General features: G+C 65.1%; 16 protein-coding genes and 1 tRNA gene. 8 read left to right on the top strand and 9 right to left on the bottom strand.

Annotated elements, in window-relative coordinates:
• Nucleotides 1–4 precede the first annotated feature (4 nt).
• From mreC to rsgA, 6 genes are all read left to right on the top strand, one after another.
• Nucleotides 5–883, top strand: a complete 879-nt coding sequence (mreC, locus tag U1839_RS04490) for a rod shape-determining protein MreC (protein WP_332802471.1) — start codon at nt 5–7, stop codon at nt 881–883.
• Nucleotides 880–1,392: a rod shape-determining protein MreD gene (locus U1839_RS04485; protein WP_332802470.1), complete on the top strand. Its 513-nt coding sequence runs from the start codon at nt 880–882 to the stop codon at nt 1,390–1,392. The genes mreC and U1839_RS04485 overlap by 4 nt, the downstream gene beginning before the upstream one ends.
• Nucleotides 1,389–3,482: a penicillin-binding protein 2 gene (gene mrdA, locus U1839_RS04480; protein WP_332802469.1), complete on the top strand. Its 2,094-nt coding sequence runs from the start codon at nt 1,389–1,391 to the stop codon at nt 3,480–3,482. The genes U1839_RS04485 and mrdA overlap by 4 nt, the downstream gene beginning before the upstream one ends.
• A complete protein-coding gene (gene rodA / locus U1839_RS04475) occupies nt 3,479–4,591 on the top strand; it encodes a rod shape-determining protein RodA (protein ID WP_332802468.1) in 1,113 nt (370 codons plus the stop codon). Before mrdA ends, rodA begins: the two co-directional genes overlap by 4 nt.
• Before the next feature lie 102 nt (nt 4,592–4,693).
• Nucleotides 4,694–4,769: transfer RNA gene (locus U1839_RS04470), tRNA-Lys, on the top strand.
• A gap of 170 nt (nt 4,770–4,939) precedes the next feature.
• Nucleotides 4,940–5,854 (top strand): ribosome small subunit-dependent GTPase A, encoded by a 915-nt coding sequence (rsgA, locus tag U1839_RS04465; RefSeq protein WP_443030566.1) that lies wholly within the window; start codon nt 4,940–4,942, stop codon nt 5,852–5,854.
• A gap of 29 nt (nt 5,855–5,883) precedes the next feature.
• Here rsgA and U1839_RS04460 read toward each other — a convergent pair whose 3' ends face one another.
• From U1839_RS04460 to U1839_RS04425, 8 genes are all read right to left on the bottom strand, one after another.
• Entirely contained in the window at nt 5,884–6,513 is a 630-nt protein-coding gene (locus tag U1839_RS04460; RefSeq protein WP_332802466.1) for a TetR/AcrR family transcriptional regulator, read from the bottom strand.
• Between the two features lie 2 nt (nt 6,514–6,515).
• Nucleotides 6,516–7,643: an MFS transporter gene (locus U1839_RS04455; RefSeq protein ID WP_332802465.1), complete on the bottom strand. Its 1,128-nt coding sequence runs from the start codon at nt 7,641–7,643 to the stop codon at nt 6,516–6,518.
• Complete coding sequence (locus tag U1839_RS04450; protein WP_332802464.1) at nt 7,640–8,782, bottom strand: DSD1 family PLP-dependent enzyme; 1,143 nt, start codon at nt 8,780–8,782, stop codon at nt 7,640–7,642. The genes U1839_RS04455 and U1839_RS04450 overlap by 4 nt, the downstream gene beginning before the upstream one ends.
• Entirely contained in the window at nt 8,782–10,035 is a 1,254-nt protein-coding gene (locus U1839_RS04445; RefSeq protein ID WP_332802463.1) for a D-arabinono-1,4-lactone oxidase, read from the bottom strand. The genes U1839_RS04450 and U1839_RS04445 overlap by 1 nt, the downstream gene beginning before the upstream one ends.
• The gene (locus tag U1839_RS04440) at nt 10,032–11,201 is read right to left on the bottom strand and encodes an SO2930 family diheme c-type cytochrome (RefSeq protein WP_332802462.1); all 1,170 of its coding nucleotides are present in this window, start codon (nt 11,199–11,201) and stop codon (nt 10,032–10,034) included. Before U1839_RS04440 ends, U1839_RS04445 begins: the two co-directional genes overlap by 4 nt.
• Nucleotides 11,202–11,211: 10 nt before the next feature.
• Entirely contained in the window at nt 11,212–12,459 is a 1,248-nt protein-coding gene (locus tag U1839_RS04435) for a parallel beta-helix domain-containing protein (protein WP_332802461.1), read from the bottom strand.
• A 19-nt stretch (nt 12,460–12,478) separates the two neighbouring features.
• Nucleotides 12,479–14,938, bottom strand: coding sequence for a TonB-dependent receptor (locus tag U1839_RS04430; RefSeq protein ID WP_332802460.1), 2,460 nt, complete (start codon nt 14,936–14,938; stop codon nt 12,479–12,481).
• Nucleotides 14,939–15,068: 130 nt separating this feature from the next.
• Nucleotides 15,069–15,785, bottom strand: a complete 717-nt coding sequence (locus U1839_RS04425) for a 2OG-Fe(II) oxygenase (protein ID WP_332802459.1) — start codon at nt 15,783–15,785, stop codon at nt 15,069–15,071.
• A gap of 140 nt (nt 15,786–15,925) precedes the next feature.
• Between U1839_RS04425 and U1839_RS04420 the strand changes: the two genes are divergently transcribed.
• Nucleotides 15,926–16,597 (top strand): LysR family transcriptional regulator, encoded by a 672-nt coding sequence (locus tag U1839_RS04420; RefSeq protein ID WP_332802458.1) that lies wholly within the window; start codon nt 15,926–15,928, stop codon nt 16,595–16,597.
• On the top strand, nt 16,598–16,945 hold the full coding sequence (locus tag U1839_RS04415; RefSeq protein WP_332802457.1) for a type 2 periplasmic-binding domain-containing protein: 348 nt from the start codon (nt 16,598–16,600) through the stop codon (nt 16,943–16,945).
• Here the strand turns inward: U1839_RS04415 and U1839_RS04410 are convergent.
• On the bottom strand, nt 16,873–17,796 hold the full coding sequence (locus tag U1839_RS04410; RefSeq protein WP_332802456.1) for a hypothetical protein: 924 nt from the start codon (nt 17,794–17,796) through the stop codon (nt 16,873–16,875). The two genes, U1839_RS04415 and U1839_RS04410, sit on opposite strands and share 73 nt — an antisense overlap.
• Nucleotides 17,797–18,023: the final 227 nt, after the last annotated feature.

Raw genomic sequence — 18,023 nt, 5'->3', positions numbered from 1 at the left:
TGAGATGGCGCCGCCTCGTAACCGGCGCCCGGGTTTTTCGCGTCGGGCGCAATATACGCTGTTTATCGGTTATGTGATCGCGGTGGCCGGCTCGCTGGTCGGCGCGGTGCTGCTGGCGCTTGCCACGCTCGATCCGCCCGCCTTCGGCGCGCTGCGGGCGACGGTGGCGGAAGTGACGACGCCGATTTCGACAAGCATTGCCGGCGCAGGCCGCGGGATCGCGGCAATCCCGCAGGGCATTTCCGACTATGTCGCGGTGCATGACGAGAATCAGCGGCTGCGCAAGGAGCTTGACGACGCCAAGGCGCTGCTGATGCGCGCGCGCGCAATCTCGTACGACAACCGCCGCCTCAAGACCCTGCTCGCGGTGCGCGAGCGCGTGAGCGACCCGGTCGCCACCGCGCGCCTCGTCAGCAGCAGCGCGTCGAGCACGCGGCGCTTCGCGGTGCTCAACGCCGGTAGCTGGCAGGGTGTCAAAAAGGGCCAGCCGGTGCGCGGCCCCGAAGGCCTGATCGGGCAGATCCTCGAAACCGGGCCGAACAGCGCGCGCGTCCTTCTGCTGACCGATCCGGAGAGCCAGATTCCCGTGCGGCGAACGCGCGACAGCATGCCGGCGCTGGCCGTCGGACGCGGCGACGGATTGCTCGACATCAAGTCCGCCGCCTCGGCGACCGCCGACTTCCTGCCGGGCGATGTCTTCGTCACGACCGGTACCGGCGGGGTTTATGCCCCGAATATCCCTGTCGCACAGATTCTCAGGCGCGCGCATGGCGATGCCGGGCTGGCGCGGAGTTTCGCCCAGCCCGACACGCTCGATTTCGCGCTGGTCCAGCAGGCGTTCATGCCGGTGGCGCCGACGCTGCCGACGGGGCCGACGCCGTGAGCAGCCCGCTCAAGGGCGCCTATGACGACCAGCCGCATAGCGGCTGGCGCAGGGCGCTCCCGGCCGGATCGATCATGCTCGGATCGCTGGCAACGATCTGGCCGTTCATCGGCTCCTTCCCGTTCCTGCCGCCATTGGGGCTGTTGATGCTGCTCGGCTGGCGGATGGCGCGGCCGGCCGTGCTGCCGATCTGGGCACCGCTGCCGCTCGGCTTTTTCGACGACCTGCTCAGCGGACAGCCGATGGGCAGCGCGATCCTGTTGTGGCAGCTCTGCTTCATCTGCATCGACCTGATCGACCAGCGACTCGTTTTTCGCGATTTCTGGCAGGATTGGCTGATCGCGGCAGGCTCGATCGCCTTCTGCCTGATCGCCGGGCGGCTCGTCGCAACGCCGATCGGCGCGCATGTCGATACCGTGCTATTGCTGCAGGTGATGGTCTCGGTGATGCTCTTTCCGATTGCGGCGCGCTTCGCCGTCTGGCTCGACCGGAGGCGCGCTGTCGCATGAACGGCTTGCGGCCGATGGTCACCGAGTCCGCCCAGAATTACAGCTTTTCGCGCCGCGCTATCCTGCTCGGCGCGGGTCAGGCGGCGGTCGGCGTCGTCCTTGCGGGGCGCATGGCGTGGATCGCGGTGGCGGAGAACCAGCGCTACAGCCTGTTGAGCGAGAGCAACCGCGTCAACATGACACTGGTGCCGCCGCGGCGGGGCTGGATCGTTGATCGCAAGGGTGTGGCAATCGCCAACAACCGCACCGATTTCCGCGTCGACATCATCCCCGACCGGCTCGACAAGGAGGCGCATGAGCGCGTCCTGGCGCTGCTCCAGCAGATTCTCTCGCTGCCGGTCGAACAGGTCGACCGCATCCGCACCGATCTGAAGCATGCCGCAGGCTTCCAGCCGGTGCAGGTCGCGGAGAATCTCGACTGGGAGCGCTTCGCTGCGGTCAGCGTACGCATGCCCGATTTGCCGGGGGTGGCGCCGACGCGCGGCTTTTCGCGCAGCTATCCCGCCGGTGCGGCGGTCGCGCATCTCACCGGCTATGTCGGCGCCGCCAATGCCGAGCAGTTCCAGAAGACTCGCGACCAGTTGCTCGTCACGCCGGGTTTCAAGCTTGGCAAGGACGGCCTGGAAAAGTCACTCGAAGATCAGTTGCGCGGCAAGCCCGGCGCCAAGCGCGTCGAGGTGACGGCGCGCGGCAAGCTGGTACGCGAACTCGACACGCGGCCCGACACACCCGGTACCAACACAAGGCTGACGATCGATGCCGGCCTTCAGGAATATGCCGCGCGGCGGCTCGGCACCAATTCGGGCTCGGCGGTGGTGTTCGATTGCCTGACGGGCGAGATGCTGGCGATGGTGTCGATGCCGGCCTACGACCCCAACCAGTTTTCCGACGGCATCAGCCATCTCGAATGGAAGATGCTCAGCGACGACGACCATGTGCCGTTGATGAACAAGGTGCTGCAGGGGCTGTATCCGCCGGGCTCGACGGTGAAGCCGATGAACGGGCTGGCGCTGCTCGAGGCCGGGGTCGATCCGGGCACGCGGGTCAATTGCACCGGGGCGCTGCGCGTCGGCAACGGCATCTTCCACTGCCACAAGAAGAGCGGGCACGGTGCGCTCGACCTCAAGAACGCGATCATGCAGAGCTGCGACATCTTCTTCTATCAGATGGTGCGCGAAGTCGGTTACGACGCGATCGCCCCGGTCGCGCGATTGCTCGGGCTGGGGCAAAAGTTCGAGCTGCCCTTCTCGACCCAGCGTTACGGCACGGTGCCCGACCCGGCGTGGAAGCTGAAGCGCTATCACCAGCCCTGGACGGTGGCGGATTCGCTCAACGCGTCGATCGGCCAGGGCTATGTGCTCGCCAATCCGCTGCAGCTCGCGGTGATGGCATCGCGCATCGCCTCGGGGCGGCTGATCCAGCCGACCTTGCTGATGGGCCAGAACAAGCCGGCCCCTGCCCTGCCGCTTACGCCCGAGCATCTCACGATGATTCGCGAGGCGATGTTCGGCGTGGTCAACGGTGGCGGCACGGGCGGCGCGGCGCGGATGGCGGTCCCGGGGGTCAGCCTCGCCGCCAAGACCGGCACGGCGCAGGTCCGGCGCATCACGATGAACGAGCGCGCGGGCGGCGTGCTCAAAAACGCCGCGCTGCCGTTCAAGCTGCGCGACCACGCCTTGTTCGTCTGCTTCGCCCCGGCCGACAATCCACGCTACGCTGCGGCGATCGTCCTCGAACATGGCGGGCACACCGTGCGCAACCTCGACACGCCGGGGATCGGGCGCGACATCATGACCTATCTGTTCGATCGCGACCGCGCGCTCGCCAGCCTCGCCGAACTCGAACCAAGCTGGGGCGGCGACATCAGAACCCGGATGGCGGCGCAATCCGCCGCCTATCGTACCGCCGCCGGCGCCCCGTCGCCGATCGCCGCGGCGCAGACCGAGGCTGATGCCGACGCGGCAACCGACGCCCCGGCGGTCGCCGCGGCGACCAACGCCGCCGATGCCAGCGCCGAGGCGCAGGCCAATGCCACCGCGACCGGCGGCGGCGTCGCGACGCAGGGCTCTCCGGACCCGACGACACCATGAGCGGGCTCGACTTCGTCCCCGCGCCGCTGGCGCAGCTGCCGTGGAAGATCATCACCGTGGTGCTGATCATCGGCTGCTTCGACCTGCTGGTGCTTTATTCGGCCGCCGGCGGCAGCATCCATCCCTGGGCGCTGTCGCAGGGCGTGCGCTTCTTCATCTTCCTGGCCGGAGCGATCATCCTGTCGCGGGTCAAGGAGGGTGTCTGGAATGGCGGCGCACTGCCCGCCTATGCCGTGCTGATCGTTCTGTTGCTCCTCGTCGAGCTGCTCGGCGCGGTGCGCGGCGGCGGCCAGCGCTGGCTCGATCTCGGCCTGATCCGGCTGCAGCCGTCCGAACTGATGAAGCCGTGCATCGTGCTGGCCTGCGCCAAATTCTACGACATGTTGCCGGCCAGCGAGACGCGCAAGTTCGGCGGTGTGTGGCCGGCGGCCGCGCTGATTCTGGTGCCGGCCGCGATCATCATGAAACAGCCCGATCTCGGTACCGCGCTGATGGTAGTGATCGGCGGGATCACGGTGATGTTCCTGGCCGGCGTGCCGCTACGGTTGTTCATCGGCGGTGGCCTGGCCTTGGGGGCGGCAATCCCGCTGGCAATCAACTTCGTGCTGCACGGTTATCAGAAGAACCGTATTCTCGTGTTCCTCAATCCCGAAAGTGACCCGCTCGGCATCGGCTATCATATCAGCCAGTCGAAGATCGCGATCGGGTCGGGCGGAATCCTCGGCAAGGGTTTCTTAAAAGGCACGCAAAGCCATCTCGACTATCTCCCCGAGGGGCAGACCGATTTCGCGCTGGCCACGATGATGGAAGAATGGGGGCTGATCGGCGGCGTCGGGCTGATCATCCTGTTCGGGATCGTCGTTCAATGGGGTATCGGCGTCGCGCTGCGCGCCCAGTCGCGCTTCGCCAAACTGACGGCGGCCGGCCTCAGCGCGACGATCTTCTATTATGTGGCGATCAACATGGCGATGGTGATGGGTCTGGCGCCGGTCGTCGGCGTGCCCCTGCCGCTGATCAGCTTCGGCGGTTCGGCGCAGATGACCGTGATGATCTGCATCGGCATCCTGATGTCGATCGACCGACAGAACCGCAATGTGGTGCGCTGGTAGCGCCAACCGCAAAAAAGGGTTTGCATGCGGCGCACGGTTTGCTAACGCGCGCCCTCCCGACGCGGTCGCGCTCTTCCAAGGCGCCTTCGACATGCCGGTCATGGACGCATAGCTCAGTTGGTAGAGCAGCTGACTCTTAATCAGCGGGTCCTTGGTTCGAGCCCAAGTGCGTCCACCATAATTTCTCGGTAGATCAAATATTTTCCGCGTTGAGGCCTCGCCGGCGCCACTCCTTCGGCGCCCAAAGAAAGTTGCTGCTGGAATCGGATGAGATCGCACAACGAGATTTTGGAAGAACTCGGCTGGAAGTCCTTTTTCGCTGAGCAGCTATCCGACGAGGAGCGGCTAATGTGCCATCCCGTCCGGGTCATGACGGTCCACCGCGGCCAGATTGCCGTCAGCGACGGGGCGTCGCAGCAGCTCATCTCACCCTATATTCCCGGCGCCCAGCCGTCGGACGATCACCCCACGGTCGGCGACTGGCTGCTGATCGACAACCGCACGCAGCTGCCGACACGCGTCCTGCGCCGGATGAACCTGTTCAAGCGCCGCGCGCCGGCTGATCCGCGCAAGGAACAGATGATCGCCGCCAATGTCGATACGCTTTTCATCGTCGCTTCGTGCAACCAGGATTTCAGCGTCGCGCGGCTGGAGCGCTATCTGGTGCTGGCGCGCGAGGTGGGCGTCGATCCGGTTGTCATCCTCACCAAGACCGACCTGACGGATGTGCCGAAGACGTATGAGGCGGCAGCGCGTGCGATCGAGCCGGGCTTGCGCGTCGAGACCGTCAACGGCCGCGATCCGGCGAGCGTCGCCCGCCTTGCTGGGTGGTGTGGCACGGGACAGACGGTGGCGCTTCTCGGATCCTCGGGCGTGGGCAAGTCGACACTCGTCAACACGCTGCGCGGGTCGGACAGCATCGCCACGCAAGCGACTCGCCCGGGCGATGACACCGGACGACACACCACGACCGCGCGCGAAATGCACAGGCTCGCCGGCGGCGGATGGTTGCTCGACACACCCGGCATGCGCGAGCTGCAGCTTTCCGACGCGACGGCCGGGATTTCGGAGGTCTTCGACGATTTCAACCTGGTGGCGGAGCGTTGCCGCTTTGCGGATTGTGCGCATGCCGGCGAGCCCGGCTGCGCCATCGCGGCGGCGATTGCCGAGGGGACGTTGACCTCGGAGCGTTTCGATCGCTGGCGCAAATTGACCAGCGAGGACAATGCCAAGGCCAGCCGCTTTTCGAAGCGGCGCCGATAGCAAGGCTTCCAAAGGCGCGGCAGCGATGACTATGCGGCGCCGCCGAGGTCGACCTCATCCCGCAGCACGCGCGCGACCTGGCTGAAGACGAACTCCGGCGAGACGCGTGTCTCCTCCTGAAGCATTTCGTCGGCGGCAAAGCCGAGTTCGACGGATAACCGCAACTGCTGCCACAATGCCGCGCGATCGACGTCGGGAAGGTGGTGCATATAAGCCGCGACGAGTTGGTCCGTAACGTAGCGATGCGATTCGAGGCGAATATGCACCAGCTGCGGCGTCGCATGCAGCGCACGCAGGATCCACACCGCGCCGGGCTCGCTGCGCGTCACCGCGGCGGTTTCGAGCAACAGTTCCTCGATGCCGCCACGCAAGGCATCGATGCCGTTGTCGACATGGCGCGCGATCCATTGCTCGAGCACGACGTTCTGGCGCGCCATCAGCCGCAGGCCAAGCGCCTCGAGCACATCATATTTGTCCTTGAAATAGCGATAGAGCGCCGGCGGGGTGACCCCGGCGCGCGCGCAGATCATGTTGGTCGAGATGCGGTCGATACCGACTTCCGCCAGGAGATTACCGGCGACATCGAGCAACAGCTCGTAGGTCAGTTGCGCGCGCTCCTGCTTGGGGCGCGGGCGCTTGGTTGGGGCGAGCCCGGACACTGTTACACCTTTCCAGATCGTCTCGGCAGCGTGGCAGCGCCGATCAGCGCGACAATGCCGACGATCGCGCAAAATGCCCCGAACCCCAGCACGCGCGCAACCGCTTTATCGCCGATCAGGATACTCGCCACGAACGGACCGAGGCTCGAGCCGGTGAGCTGCGCGCTGCCGATCAACACCGCCGCGCGCCGGCTCGGATCGGCGGCGATGACGAGCGGGATCTGGAATGGCAGAGCGAACAGCCACAGGAAGCCGAACAGCGCCGCCGCCACGACGAAGGCGGTCGCATCGGGCGGCGCGGCGAGAACCGCCAACAGGCCGAGATTGATGAAACCGACCACGACAATCGTCACGCGTGCATTCATCCGCCCGGCAAGAATGGCGGCCGTTCCCGCCCCGACCACCTGCATGGCAAGCGAGAGCGGTGCGACGAAGCGGATCGTCGCGGCGGCAATGCCGTGGGCGAGCGCGAGCGGCTCGATATAGACCCAGACCGCGACGACATAGGCCAGATAGAGCGCCACGCCTGCCAGCGCGATCAGCCCCGCGCCATGTGGCAGGGCGCCATGGCCGGCATTGTCGTCCGCCAGCGGGTCATAGGCGCGCGGCAGCCAGGGGAGAGCGAGCAGACCGGCCAGTGTCAGGGCGCCGAGCGACGTGAAACCGACCGCACTGCCGGCAGCGAAGTAACCGATCGCGCTGGCAAGGAAGAGCTGCGACAGCGTCTGGACTGCCAGATAGATCCCCGACCAGCGCTCGGGCCGGCTGGTGCGGATGATGAAGCCGATCGCGATCCAGATCAGCACCCCCTCCCCCAGCCCGGCAGCCACCCGTGCGGCGAACAACGCGCCGTCGTCGAGCCACGGCGTCAGCAAATCGGCGGCGGCGGTGAGGAGCAATGCGCCGCCCGCGATCATGCGCAGTCGGCTTATCGTCAGGAAGACGCCGGCGGCTCCTGCGGCAACGCCCATCACCAGCAGCTCAAGCGTGGCAACGATACCGAGTGCGCCGACCGACAAGCGCCCTTCCACGACCAGCGCGCCGAGCAGTTGCGGTTGCAGGCCGGGGATCATCACGCCGATCACGCCGACGACCAGTACCGCCAGCGCACGATCGGCGGAGAGGTTCACCGTGCCCGGCCGCGCGCGCTGACCGGCCAGATCGTCGTCAGGGTATCGTCACGGACGACATGGTAATAATCGTACAGGTTCACCGTCGGGTCGCAGTGCGGGACGGTCAGGCTCACCGCGTCGCCGGGTCGCAGTCGGACGCCGATGTCCGGCGACACGAGCGCGGCATGTTCGTCGCCCATGAAGGCGAACATGCTGTCGGTGGGCGCGCCGCGTTGCACCTGCGCCGCGCCGCCATCGGTCGACAGCGACTTGTAGCCGGCGTCGATCGTAACCAGCGCCGCATGGTTGGCGCTGACCACACGGGCATCGACCGACAGCGAGGTCTCGAACGGCGGCACGGCGCCGCCGGCGAGGTCGCAGTCGAGATATTGCTTGTCCATGAAGACATAGGAGCCGGCCTGGAGTTCGGTGAACACGCCGAGTTCGAGATCGATATGGTGCGTGCCGGTGCCCGAACCGGTGACGATCTCGGGCGGGTAGCCAGCCTCGGCCAGTGCGGCGATCACGGTGCGCAGATAGTCGGTGCGCTCGACGATCGCGCCGTGTCGCGCGGCATAATCCTCGATATGCTGCTGGCTGCCGCAATAATATTGCACGCCGCGATAGGTCAGGCTCGACGACCGCGCTATCGCCTCGGCGACGGCAACCGCGGCCTCGGGCGAGGCGACGCCGGTGCGGCGGATACCCGGATCGATATCGATCACCACGTCGAGCATCGCACCTGCGGACGCCAGCGCGTCCTGCCAGCGCGCGACCATGTCGGGGTTGTCGATCGCGGCCATCAACCCGATACCGCGTTTCGCCAGCGCCGCCAGCCGATCGATCGCCGCCGGTGCGCTGACCGGCGAGGTGATGAGCAGGCCGGTGATCCCGCCATCGGCCAGCGCCTCGGCCTCGCCGATCTTGGCGCAACACAGGCCGACCGCGCCGGCAGCGATCTGGCGCTTGGCGATATCGACGCTCTTGTGGGTCTTGGCGTGCGGGCGAAGGCCGACGCCGCGCGCGGTGGCGAGCGCCTGCATCGTCGCGATGTTGCGATCGAGCTTGTCGATATCGAGTACCAGCACCGGGGTATTGAGCGCGCTGCGCGAACCCTGTTGTCCGATCAGATGGGCGTGCAACGACAGATCGTCCATCAGGAAAACAACTCCCGCATATGCTGGTTGAGAAACTTGCCGGTCGGGTCGACCGTGCGCCGTACCGCACGATAACGCTCCGCCATTGGATAAAGCAGATCGACATCGTCACGCGAGAGCGTGTGGCGTTTGGCCCAGTGTGGCCGGCCGCCATGCGCGCGGAAGATCGCATCGGCCTCGGCGAACAGCCCCTGCCACGGCATCCGGGCATATTGGTGCATCGAGATCGCCGCGACCGGCCCGGCGTTCATCGGGCTCAGCCAGATGTCGTCGCCGGCAACGACGCGAAATTCGAAGGGAAAGGCGACGGGGAGCCGCTTGCGGCGGATCCAGCCGACCACCTCGTCGAGCGCGGTGAGCCCGTTGGCGCGCGGCAGCTCATATTCCATCTCCTCGAAGCGGATCGTGCGATCCGAGGGGTAGATGGCATGCGCCGGGCCCTGACGGCCGCCATTCATGTTGGTCTTCATCATGATCCGCTGCAATGTCGGGATCAGCGCCGGGACGAAGGCGCCGACATCGAGCAGGCGGCGAAAGGTCGTTTCCTCGATGTCGCTGGTCGATGCTGGCGGCTCGCATGGCGCGCATGGCTCAAGCGTCTTGAGGATCGCGAAGTCGGCGTGCGGAAAAAGCCAGAATTCGACATGGCGTTGCTGCTCGACGAGTTCGTCGAAGCGTTCGCGCACTTCGCCCCATGGTCGTTTTTCGATCCGCTCAGCCAAATGGTAGGCGGGAACCACGGCGCAGTCGATCTCGGTCGCGATGCCGAACAGGCCGAGCGACAGGCGTTGCGCCTGAAACAGGTCGGGCTCGGTCGTCGCGTCGCACCAGCGCGGCTCGCCGTCCGCACCGACCAGGCGAAATCCGCGCGCGAAGGTGGCGAGATTGCCGAGGTCGCGCCCGGTGCCGTGCGTGCCGGTCGCCATCGCGCCGGCCAGGCTCTGCGGGTTGACGTCGCCCTGGTTGGCCAGCGCCAGCCCCTCGGCCCACAGAGCTGCGGTCAGCCGCTTGATGCTCCACCCTGCCGGGATGCGCGCGGTCTTGCGGTCGGAGGCGACGACCATGGTACCCGCCATGTCTTCTAGGCTGACGATCTGCCCCTCGGATGCGCAAAGCGGCATGAACGAATGCCCTGCGCCGACCGCGCGCACCGTCGTCGCGTCCCGGACAAGCGCGGCGAGTTCGGCCTCGTCCTTCGGACGAACGACCACGGCCGTCGACGCGACGCTGCCGGACCAGTTCGACCAGCTCATCGGACGGTTGCCTCGATCGGTCCGTTATCGATCGTGCAGGCGCCCTTGAGCGACAGGATATAGTCGGTGATCAGGGCGGTTCCTTCCTTGTGTGCCAGATCGCGGCCAAGCTCGGGCATCATCACGCCGGGGTCGATGCTGGCAAGCCGATAAGGCAGGATCGAGCGCTCGGGATGGCCCGGCACGACATCGAACGGACGATCGCCCGTTCCGCGGCCGGCCGCGACCGGCGGCTTGCACAGGCCGCGGAGGCGCGGGTCGATTGTCGCCGCATCGAGCCACAGCCCCGATGTGCGCGCAGCGCCGACGCGATTATGGCAATGGCTGCAATTGATATCGAGGTAACTGTGAGAGCGCGCCTCAAGGGTTGCAGACGCATCCTGCCAGTTGGCGTTCTGCGGTGCGCCGCTGGCCGGGACCCCTGACAAAAAGCCGACTGCCTCGAGCCGCCGGAGCTGGTTGATCGTGCCGCCCTCGCCCGGGAAATCGCGGTTGAGGTGACGCGCCTTGAGCCCGATCGGGTTGATCGCGCGTGTGGTGAAATCCTGCGCGTGGCACCCGCCGCACTGGTTCTGGTTGGGGACGCTATAGTCGAACGCCGTGCGGCTTGTCCCGTCGATCAGCGTCAGCGGCACGTCGGCACCGGTACGAGCGAGCGTGGCGTCCTTGCCGTCGGCGTCCCACACATAGGGCAGCGCCACCCAGCCGTTCGCGCGCCGCACCAGTAGCCGTGTCTCGATCAGCCGGACGTGGCGCAGATCTATGCCCGCGACGCCCGATTGATAGGTGGCGGGGGTCATCTTCACCACCTCGCTGCTGGTCTGCGGCTGCGCGGCCGCAGCGGGCGTGGTGTAGTAAAAGGTCTTGGTGACGATCGTGCCGACCGGAAAATCGAACCAGCGATCGGCATTGTAGCTCGCATGGGTGCCCTTGGGCATCCAGATCGTACGCCATTTCTGCGCATAGTCGCTGAACAGCGGCGTCTGCAGCTCATAGGTCACCATGCCGGGTCGCGCGGTGATCCGCCCGTCGGCCACGCCGAACAATCCCCAGTCGGAGAGTTTTTCCGGGTTGCCCTCGGCGTGGAAGGCGACCGCCTGGGGCTTTGCGCCACAGGCGACCAACAGAATCGCCGCGCCGAGCGCGACCAGGATACGCAGGTTCATGGGCAACCGATCACGATGGCTTGCTGCTGTCCTTCGTCATGGCGGCGGGTAGCGAAATTTCCGGCAGACGGGTGGCGGGCGCGCAGTTCATGCCGGTCTCGATCCGGGGATGCGCGAACTTGCCGGGGCCGTCGACGTTGAGCAGCTTCGCGGCGCCGTTCTGGACGCAGATCCCCGGCGTCTTGAGTTTAGGATTGGTGAAGCCGTCCCACATCACGTCGGGCAACCGGCCACCGCCCAGCGCCTTGAGCGGTACGAAGCGACCGCCGGGATCGTCGCCGCCACCCGAAAAGCGGTTTCCGGTGACGTAGATATTCTCGGGGAAGGGATCATAAGCCGCGGCGATCCCGTTCTTTGTGTCGAAGCCGGTCGAATAATAGCTCGAGATGATGACGTTGGCGGTCTTGTTGTCCTTCACGTCGTTGTCGAAAATCTCGACCTCGTCGTTGGAATTGACGATCACGCCCGAGCCCGGCGGCACCGAACTGACCGCGCTGCCCTTGGCACCGAAATTGGCGTGGTTGTTGGCGAAGACATTGTTGCGGTAAACGCGGGTCTTGCTGCCCGGCACCGGCAAATTGGGCATGTTGAACACCAGGATGCCGCCGGTATTGCCCGTCGCGGTGTTGCCATAGACGTCGGCATGGCTCGAATTCTCGATCTCGATGCCGGCGACATTGCCCTCGGCGCGGTTGTCGCGGACGATGATGTTGTTCGACTGGCCGACATAGATGCCGGCATCCGAGGCGCCCTTCACCACCGATCCTTCGATCAGCACGTTGGTGACCTGCACGGGGTACAGGCCGTAAGCCCCGTTGGAGGTCTTGCCGCCGCCGGTCCATTCGGCGCGGACGCGGCGGATGACCACGTTCTTGACGCCATTGACCTTGAGCGCATCGCCCTTGCTGTCCTCGAACGCCAGATCCTGCAGGGTGAAATCGTCGCCGGTGACGAGCATGCCTTCGGCGCCCGAGGTCTGGCGCGCGAAGGACAGGATCGTCTTGTCCATACCCGCACCGCGGATCGTGACGCCATTGCCGGTCAGGCTCAGGCTGCGGCTCAGCGCATATTTGCCGGCCGGGATGTCGATCACGTCGCCCGGCTTGGCGTCGAGCAGCTTGGCCTGCAGGTTCTTCTCGAAATCGGGGTCGATCACGAAGCCTTGCGCGTCGGTCTTCGGTTTGTTGCTGCACCCGCCGGCCAGCGCCAGCGCCAGCACGGCGACGCAGCCGAGCAGTGCGATTCTGTTCGCGTTCATCCTCTTTCCCTTCGTGATGCTAGAATTTCAGGCCCAGTTCGACGCCGTAGAAGCCGGGCCGGTCGGCGCGGACATAGGGGGTGTTGAAGATGTCGGCCGAAATGGTGTTGAGCGTGCGGTAATAGCGCTTGTCGAGCAGGTTCTCGGCATAGACCGCGATCGAGACATGGTCGCCCGCAAAGCGCCAGCCGAGCTTCGCGTTGACGATATTGCGCGCCGAGCGCAGCGCGCCGAGCTTCGACCAGTCGACGAACGGTGCGATCGAGGCATCGATCGCGCGCTGTGCGTCGTTGGCGCGCGACGCCGAAGTGTAGCTGTAGCTGGCATCGGCGAAGATCGATCCGCCGCCGGTATCATGGTCGTAATGCGCGCTGAGAATGCCGCGGAACGTCGGTTCGCCTGTCGGCTGACCCGAAATATCGACGCCCTGCTCGATCCGCGTTACCCATTTTGAGTTGATCAGGCCCGCCGTCACGCCGATGCGCAGGTCGCGCGACAGCACGAACTGGGTGTCGAGATCGAGACCATAGGCCTCGGAATCGCCCGATCGCGTGACATATTGCGGCAGGCAGATCGTGCCGGCCGGGATCGGCGAGACGAGACAGGCCGGGTTGGTGTTCGCCTCGAGGCTGATCGACTGGCGGTTCTTGTATTTGAAATAATAGCCCGAGAGGTTGAAGCGCACGTGGCGGTCGAACAGCGACGACTTGATGCCGGCTTCGAAATTCCACACCTTTTCGGGCTGGAAGAAGGAGTTGATCTCGGTCGAGTTGAACCCGCCCGCCTTGTAGCCGCGCGACGCCGAGGCGTAGAGGTGGACGTCGGGGCTGGCGTCATATTGCACGACGAAGCGCGGGCTGATGTCGTTGAAGGCGGCGCGGCGCGTGAACGGCACGCCCTCCAGCGGGCCGACATCGAAGATCACGCCATTGGGGCCGATGATCGCGTTGTAGAAATCGGTGACGCTGATCGGCACATCGGGGAAGAGCGGCGCGCCGAGGATCGCATTGTAGAGCGACCCCGGTGCCTTGATCGCGTCGAGCCCGGGCGCAACGAAGCCGCCATTGGTCCAGGTGAATTTCTTGAGATCATGCGTGTAGCGGATGCCTGCGGTCAGACTCAGCTTGTCGGTGACCTTGTAGATCGCGTCGCCGAACGCGGCATAGGCTTCGTTCGCCGCGCGGTTGTTCATGTCCTCGCGATATTGCAGCCCGAACACCGGCAGTCCGCCATAGAAGTTCAGCAAGCTGAATACCGGAGCACCACCCGGTGCGCCGCCGAGCAGGCGATCGAGCGAGTCGGTGAGAAGGGTCGCCGCGCTGGTCTGCCGCCCGCGCTCGTGGAAATAGCTCGCGCCGACGATCGCGCTGAGCCGGTCATTGTCGAATCCGAGCCGCAATTCCTGGTAGAGGCTGCTGTTCTTCTCGATATTCTCGGTGTCGAAATAGCGCGTCGGATCGGCGGTGCCGTCCTCGTCCTCGCGATTGTGCGTCTCGAATTGCCGATACGAGCTGATGCTGGTCAGCGTGATCGGCCCCGCGCGGTGCGTCGCGGTGAACGACACCGCGTTGAGCACGCGCGTTTCCTTGTCACCGATAACATCATTGGCATACGGGCCAGCCGGGTCGGTGCTCAGCGCCGCCTTGCTGATGCCGATCGAGAACGGACCATCCTTGCGCGTATCGTCATGATCATAGGCAAGCACGAAATCGGTGTCGCTGGTCGGCGCCCAGCGCAACGCTGCCCGACCTGACTTGCTCTTCTCACCCTCGCGCTTGCGCCCGGTCAGCGCGTCGGTGAGATAGCCGTTGCGGTAGTTGCTGACGCCGTTGAGCCGCAGCGACAGCGTGTCGCCGAGCGGAATGTTGATCGTCGCGTCGGCGCGGACCTTGCCGTAATTGCCGACCTGCAGCGTGCCGAACGCCTCGCGCTTGCTGCTGGGCTTTGCCGTGATGATCGAGATCGCGCCGCCCGAGGTGTTGCGCCCGAACAGCGTGCCCTGCGGTCCCTTGAGCACCTCGACGCGCTGAATGTCGTTGAAGAAGATCAGCGCCGATCCCGATCGGCCCGAATAGATGCCGTCGACGAAGATGCCGACCGACGGCTCGGTACCGATGCCGAAATCGTCGGTCTGCACACCGCGGATCGCGAACGACGGCTGCGTCACCGAGGTATCGTTGATCGAGAGGCCAGGCGTAAAATTGTCGAGATCGCCGATCGACTCGGCACTGAGCGCAGCGATGTTCGCGGCGTTGAAGGTGGTGATGCTGATCGGCACCTTCTGCAGCGACTGTTCGCGCCGCTGTGCCGTGACGACGATATCGGTGACCTGCCCGCGCTCGTCAGCCTGTGGTGCCGCTGTGCGAGGATCGGGCCGTGCCGGATCGGTTGGCGGCGACGCCACCTGCCCCATCGCGGGCACCGCCCAGATTGCCGCCACCCCGGCCAACAGCTTCGTCCCGCCCCATATCGTCATCATCTGCCCCCCAAGAACGCGATAACTAATGGGAGGCTATCGGCAATGTGTAGCGAACGCTATCGTTTTTTTATGCTGCGATGCAGCGCAACAAAATCGCTCCGGAACAAACGTTTGCCAGCCCGTGATAGTGTTACCGCGCGTCGTGAAAGATGATGCCGAGCGTGTGCCGCTGCCCCTGCGTGATGGTGGAAACGCCGTGGCGAAGCTGGGTGCGATAAACGCCCTTCGCGCCCTGACGCGGCCGATCCCGCACCGGGAAGATCACAAGATCGCCTTGACGCAGTGCCGCGACCTCACAACGCGACTGCTGGCGCGGCCGCGTTTCGACGAGCACGAACGCGCCGCCCTGGAAGTCGACGCCCGGTTCGTCGAGCAGGATCGCGGCCTGGAGCGGAAAATGGATCTCGCCGTACAAATCCTGATGGAGGCAGTTGAAATCACCCGCGCCATAGCGCAGCAGCAACGGAGTCGGCCGCGTCTGCCCCGCCGCTCGGCAGCGATCCAGCAACGCGGCGTGCGTTGCGGGCCATGTCACTGCGAGACCCAGTCGCTTGCTCCAGTCCGCCGCAATCGCCGCGAGCGGCGGATAGAGCGGCGTACGCAGTTCCGCGACCAGCAACGGCAGGTCGTAGGCAAAATAGCGATACTCACCCCGCCCGAAACCATGGCGCGCCATTGTCACGGTCGAACGAAAGAGGTCGGCCTTCGGGTAGAGTTCCCGCACGGCATGACATTCAGCCGGGGTGAGCAAAGCGGGCGCGATTGCAACGCTACGCTCCTCGAGCTGTACGCCCAGCGCCATCCAGCCGAGCGCGGCAATGCGTGCTGCGGCTCCATCATCGGTCATATTTCGTCCACCTGCGTTGCCAGACACGACACATGGTACGGAAGCAGGAGCGCCGCGCCCCGCTCCTTGCTGTCGAACTCGCTCGATCTCATCGCCGTTGCCAGCTTGGCGATGGCGCGCGGCGTTGGTATCGGCCGGGTATGAGTGACCTACCGAATCTGAAGTCACTCGATCTCAACCTGCTCATCGTCTTCGACGCGGTCTACACCGCACGCAGCATCAGCCGGGCGGCGGACCGGCTCGGCATGACGCAGGGCGCGGTATCCAATGCGCTCGGCCGGCTCCGCGACCGGGTCGGTGACCCGTTGTTCGCGCGCTCCCAGCACGGCGTTTCACCGACGCTCAAAGCCGCACAGATGGTCGGTCCGATCCGCGAAGCACTCGCCACGATCGATCGGCAACTCGCCGATGCGCCGTTCGATCTCCAGCACTATCGACGGCATTTCCGTATCATGATCGGCGACCTGTTCGAGCCGATCATGCTGCCGCCGCTGCTGCGCAAGATCGCCACGGCGGCGCCGCATGTCACGGTCGAGTCGGCGTCACACCTGCGCCTGGACGTCGTCAAGGCGCTGCGCAGCGGCAGTACCGATCTCGCCGCGTTCCTCTACCCGATCGATGCGCCCGACATGCATGTCGAGCCACTATGCAGGATCGAGCATCTCGTCGTGGCGCGCCGCGGTCACCCTGAGATTGGCGAAACGCTCGATGCGGAAACCTTCGCCAGACTCGGACATGTCGTGCTCGAAGCGGAATTGCGCGACCGTCTGGCGATCGAACAGAATCTGTTTTCCGAAGGCATTGCGCGCTAGATGCAATGCGTCGTCAATCGCGTCTGGTCGATGCCGGCGATCGTCGAACGCAGCGATCTCATCGCGATCCTGCCCGACTGGTTCATTCGCGAAATCGCCGGTAATTTCGATCTGGCGAGCTACAAGCTGCCCGTTCCGATACCGCAGCAGAATCTCTATCTGACATGGCTGGCGCGCCATGCCGACGACCCTGGCCATCACTGGCTGCGCACGACGTTGATCGAGGCGTTTCACGCGCACCTGCGGGCGGGTCTGCCGGGACCATCGCAGCCGGTTCAGGGGTCCGTTGTCGGCACAACGGCGGAAGGAACGTCGGTCCAGCCGTTACGCGGCAATGCCCGCGAATAGGTCCAGTAACAGCCCAGTGCCGAAATGCCGGGGTCGCGATCGAGCAGAAAGCCGAAGACACCGCTCAATACCGCATCGCTGCCGTCAGGACCATTGGTCGCGAACGGGAAATCCCCCTCCCCGGCGTCGCCGCCAAGATGGTTGCCATGGTCATAGGCGCCGTCGAGTGGGAAATTGGTACGAAATTGCAAGCTCTTGAAGGCCTTGTCCCACGCGCCGAACATTCCGACGACCGCCTGCCCCGCACCGAGCACGATTTCGACTTTCGGCGTAGCGCCGACCAGTCCGGCCTCGCGTTTGTCACCGTTCGAAAATGTCAGCGTGATTCCCGACGTGCCTGACATCGTCAGATGAGTCACATGCTCGCCCGGCGGTGCGGGATGATCGAAGAAGATGGCCTGCGCGTCCTCGTCACGCGTATAATCGCCCTGGTCGCCCGTGACGAGCCGCGCACCGTTGCCACCCCATGGCCCCATCATCGCGGTGCGCGTTTCGCTGTTGATCGCCATCTCGACCGGATCGGTCCGGGCAGCAGCGCCTGGCGCGGCGATCGGTAACGGCTGATCGAAGTAGGTCCACAGATCGGCGATTTCGCGGTAAGGCTCGCTGAGCGCGGCGAAGGTCGGATCGCCAAAACGCTCTCGATAATAAGCCGCATCAGCCTGCGCCCAGGCCAGCACACCGCCGCCATGCGGTCGGCCATAATTGTCATAGGCGCAGCCGGTCCAGCGCATATAACCGTCCATGGCCTTTGCGGCAGAAAAGCTGCCATCAACCTTGATTTGCAGGTCGCGCAGCGCCGCGGCTTGATCAACGCCTGAATCGACGAGGCCGCGCAGCGTGCGGATCATATTCGTCGTATCGGCAATGGCGCTCGCAATGCCCCTGTCAGCCTCCGCCCCTGTCTTTTTATATATCTCACGATAGTAAATGAATCTCATTCTCAACAATGCAAGCGCCACGGTGCCGACCAATGTTACCGTATCGAGAAGCGCCGCCGCGTTCGGCTTCTGCACGTCCTTCAGCTTATTTATAGTTTCTATCGATACATAATTAACGGCATTGTCGAATTTTTAAT

The organism is Parasphingomonas halimpatiens, from assembly GCF_036663795.1.
Classification (GTDB): domain Bacteria; phylum Pseudomonadota; class Alphaproteobacteria; order Sphingomonadales; family Sphingomonadaceae; genus Sphingomonas.
This window is presented reverse-complemented; position numbering and strand designations above follow the sequence as displayed.

Coding starts and splice junctions, on each gene's coding strand:
- mreC (WP_332802471.1), top strand. CDS start 5: ATGGCGCCGCCTCGTAACCGGCGCCCGGGTTTTTCGCGTCGGGCGCAA.
- mrdA (WP_332802469.1), top strand. CDS start 1,389: ATGAACGGCTTGCGGCCGATGGTCACCGAGTCCGCCCAGAATTACAGC.
- rodA (WP_332802468.1), top strand. CDS start 3,479: ATGAGCGGGCTCGACTTCGTCCCCGCGCCGCTGGCGCAGCTGCCGTGG.
- rsgA (WP_443030566.1), top strand. CDS start 4,940: ATGTGCCATCCCGTCCGGGTCATGACGGTCCACCGCGGCCAGATTGCC.
- U1839_RS04450 (WP_332802464.1), bottom strand. CDS start 8,782: ATGGACGATCTGTCGTTGCACGCCCATCTGATCGGACAACAGGGTTCG.
- U1839_RS04445 (WP_332802463.1), bottom strand. CDS start 10,035: ATGAGCTGGTCGAACTGGTCCGGCAGCGTCGCGTCGACGGCCGTGGTC.
- U1839_RS04440 (WP_332802462.1), bottom strand. CDS start 11,201: ATGAACCTGCGTATCCTGGTCGCGCTCGGCGCGGCGATTCTGTTGGTC.
- U1839_RS04435 (WP_332802461.1), bottom strand. CDS start 12,459: ATGAACGCGAACAGAATCGCACTGCTCGGCTGCGTCGCCGTGCTGGCG.
- U1839_RS04430 (WP_332802460.1), bottom strand. CDS start 14,938: ATGATGACGATATGGGGCGGGACGAAGCTGTTGGCCGGGGTGGCGGCA.
- U1839_RS04425 (WP_332802459.1), bottom strand. CDS start 15,785: ATGACCGATGATGGAGCCGCAGCACGCATTGCCGCGCTCGGCTGGATG.
- U1839_RS04420 (WP_332802458.1), top strand. CDS start 15,926: ATGAGTGACCTACCGAATCTGAAGTCACTCGATCTCAACCTGCTCATC.
- U1839_RS04415 (WP_332802457.1), top strand. CDS start 16,598: ATGCAATGCGTCGTCAATCGCGTCTGGTCGATGCCGGCGATCGTCGAA.
- U1839_RS04410 (WP_332802456.1), bottom strand. CDS start 17,796: ATGATCCGCACGCTGCGCGGCCTCGTCGATTCAGGCGTTGATCAAGCC.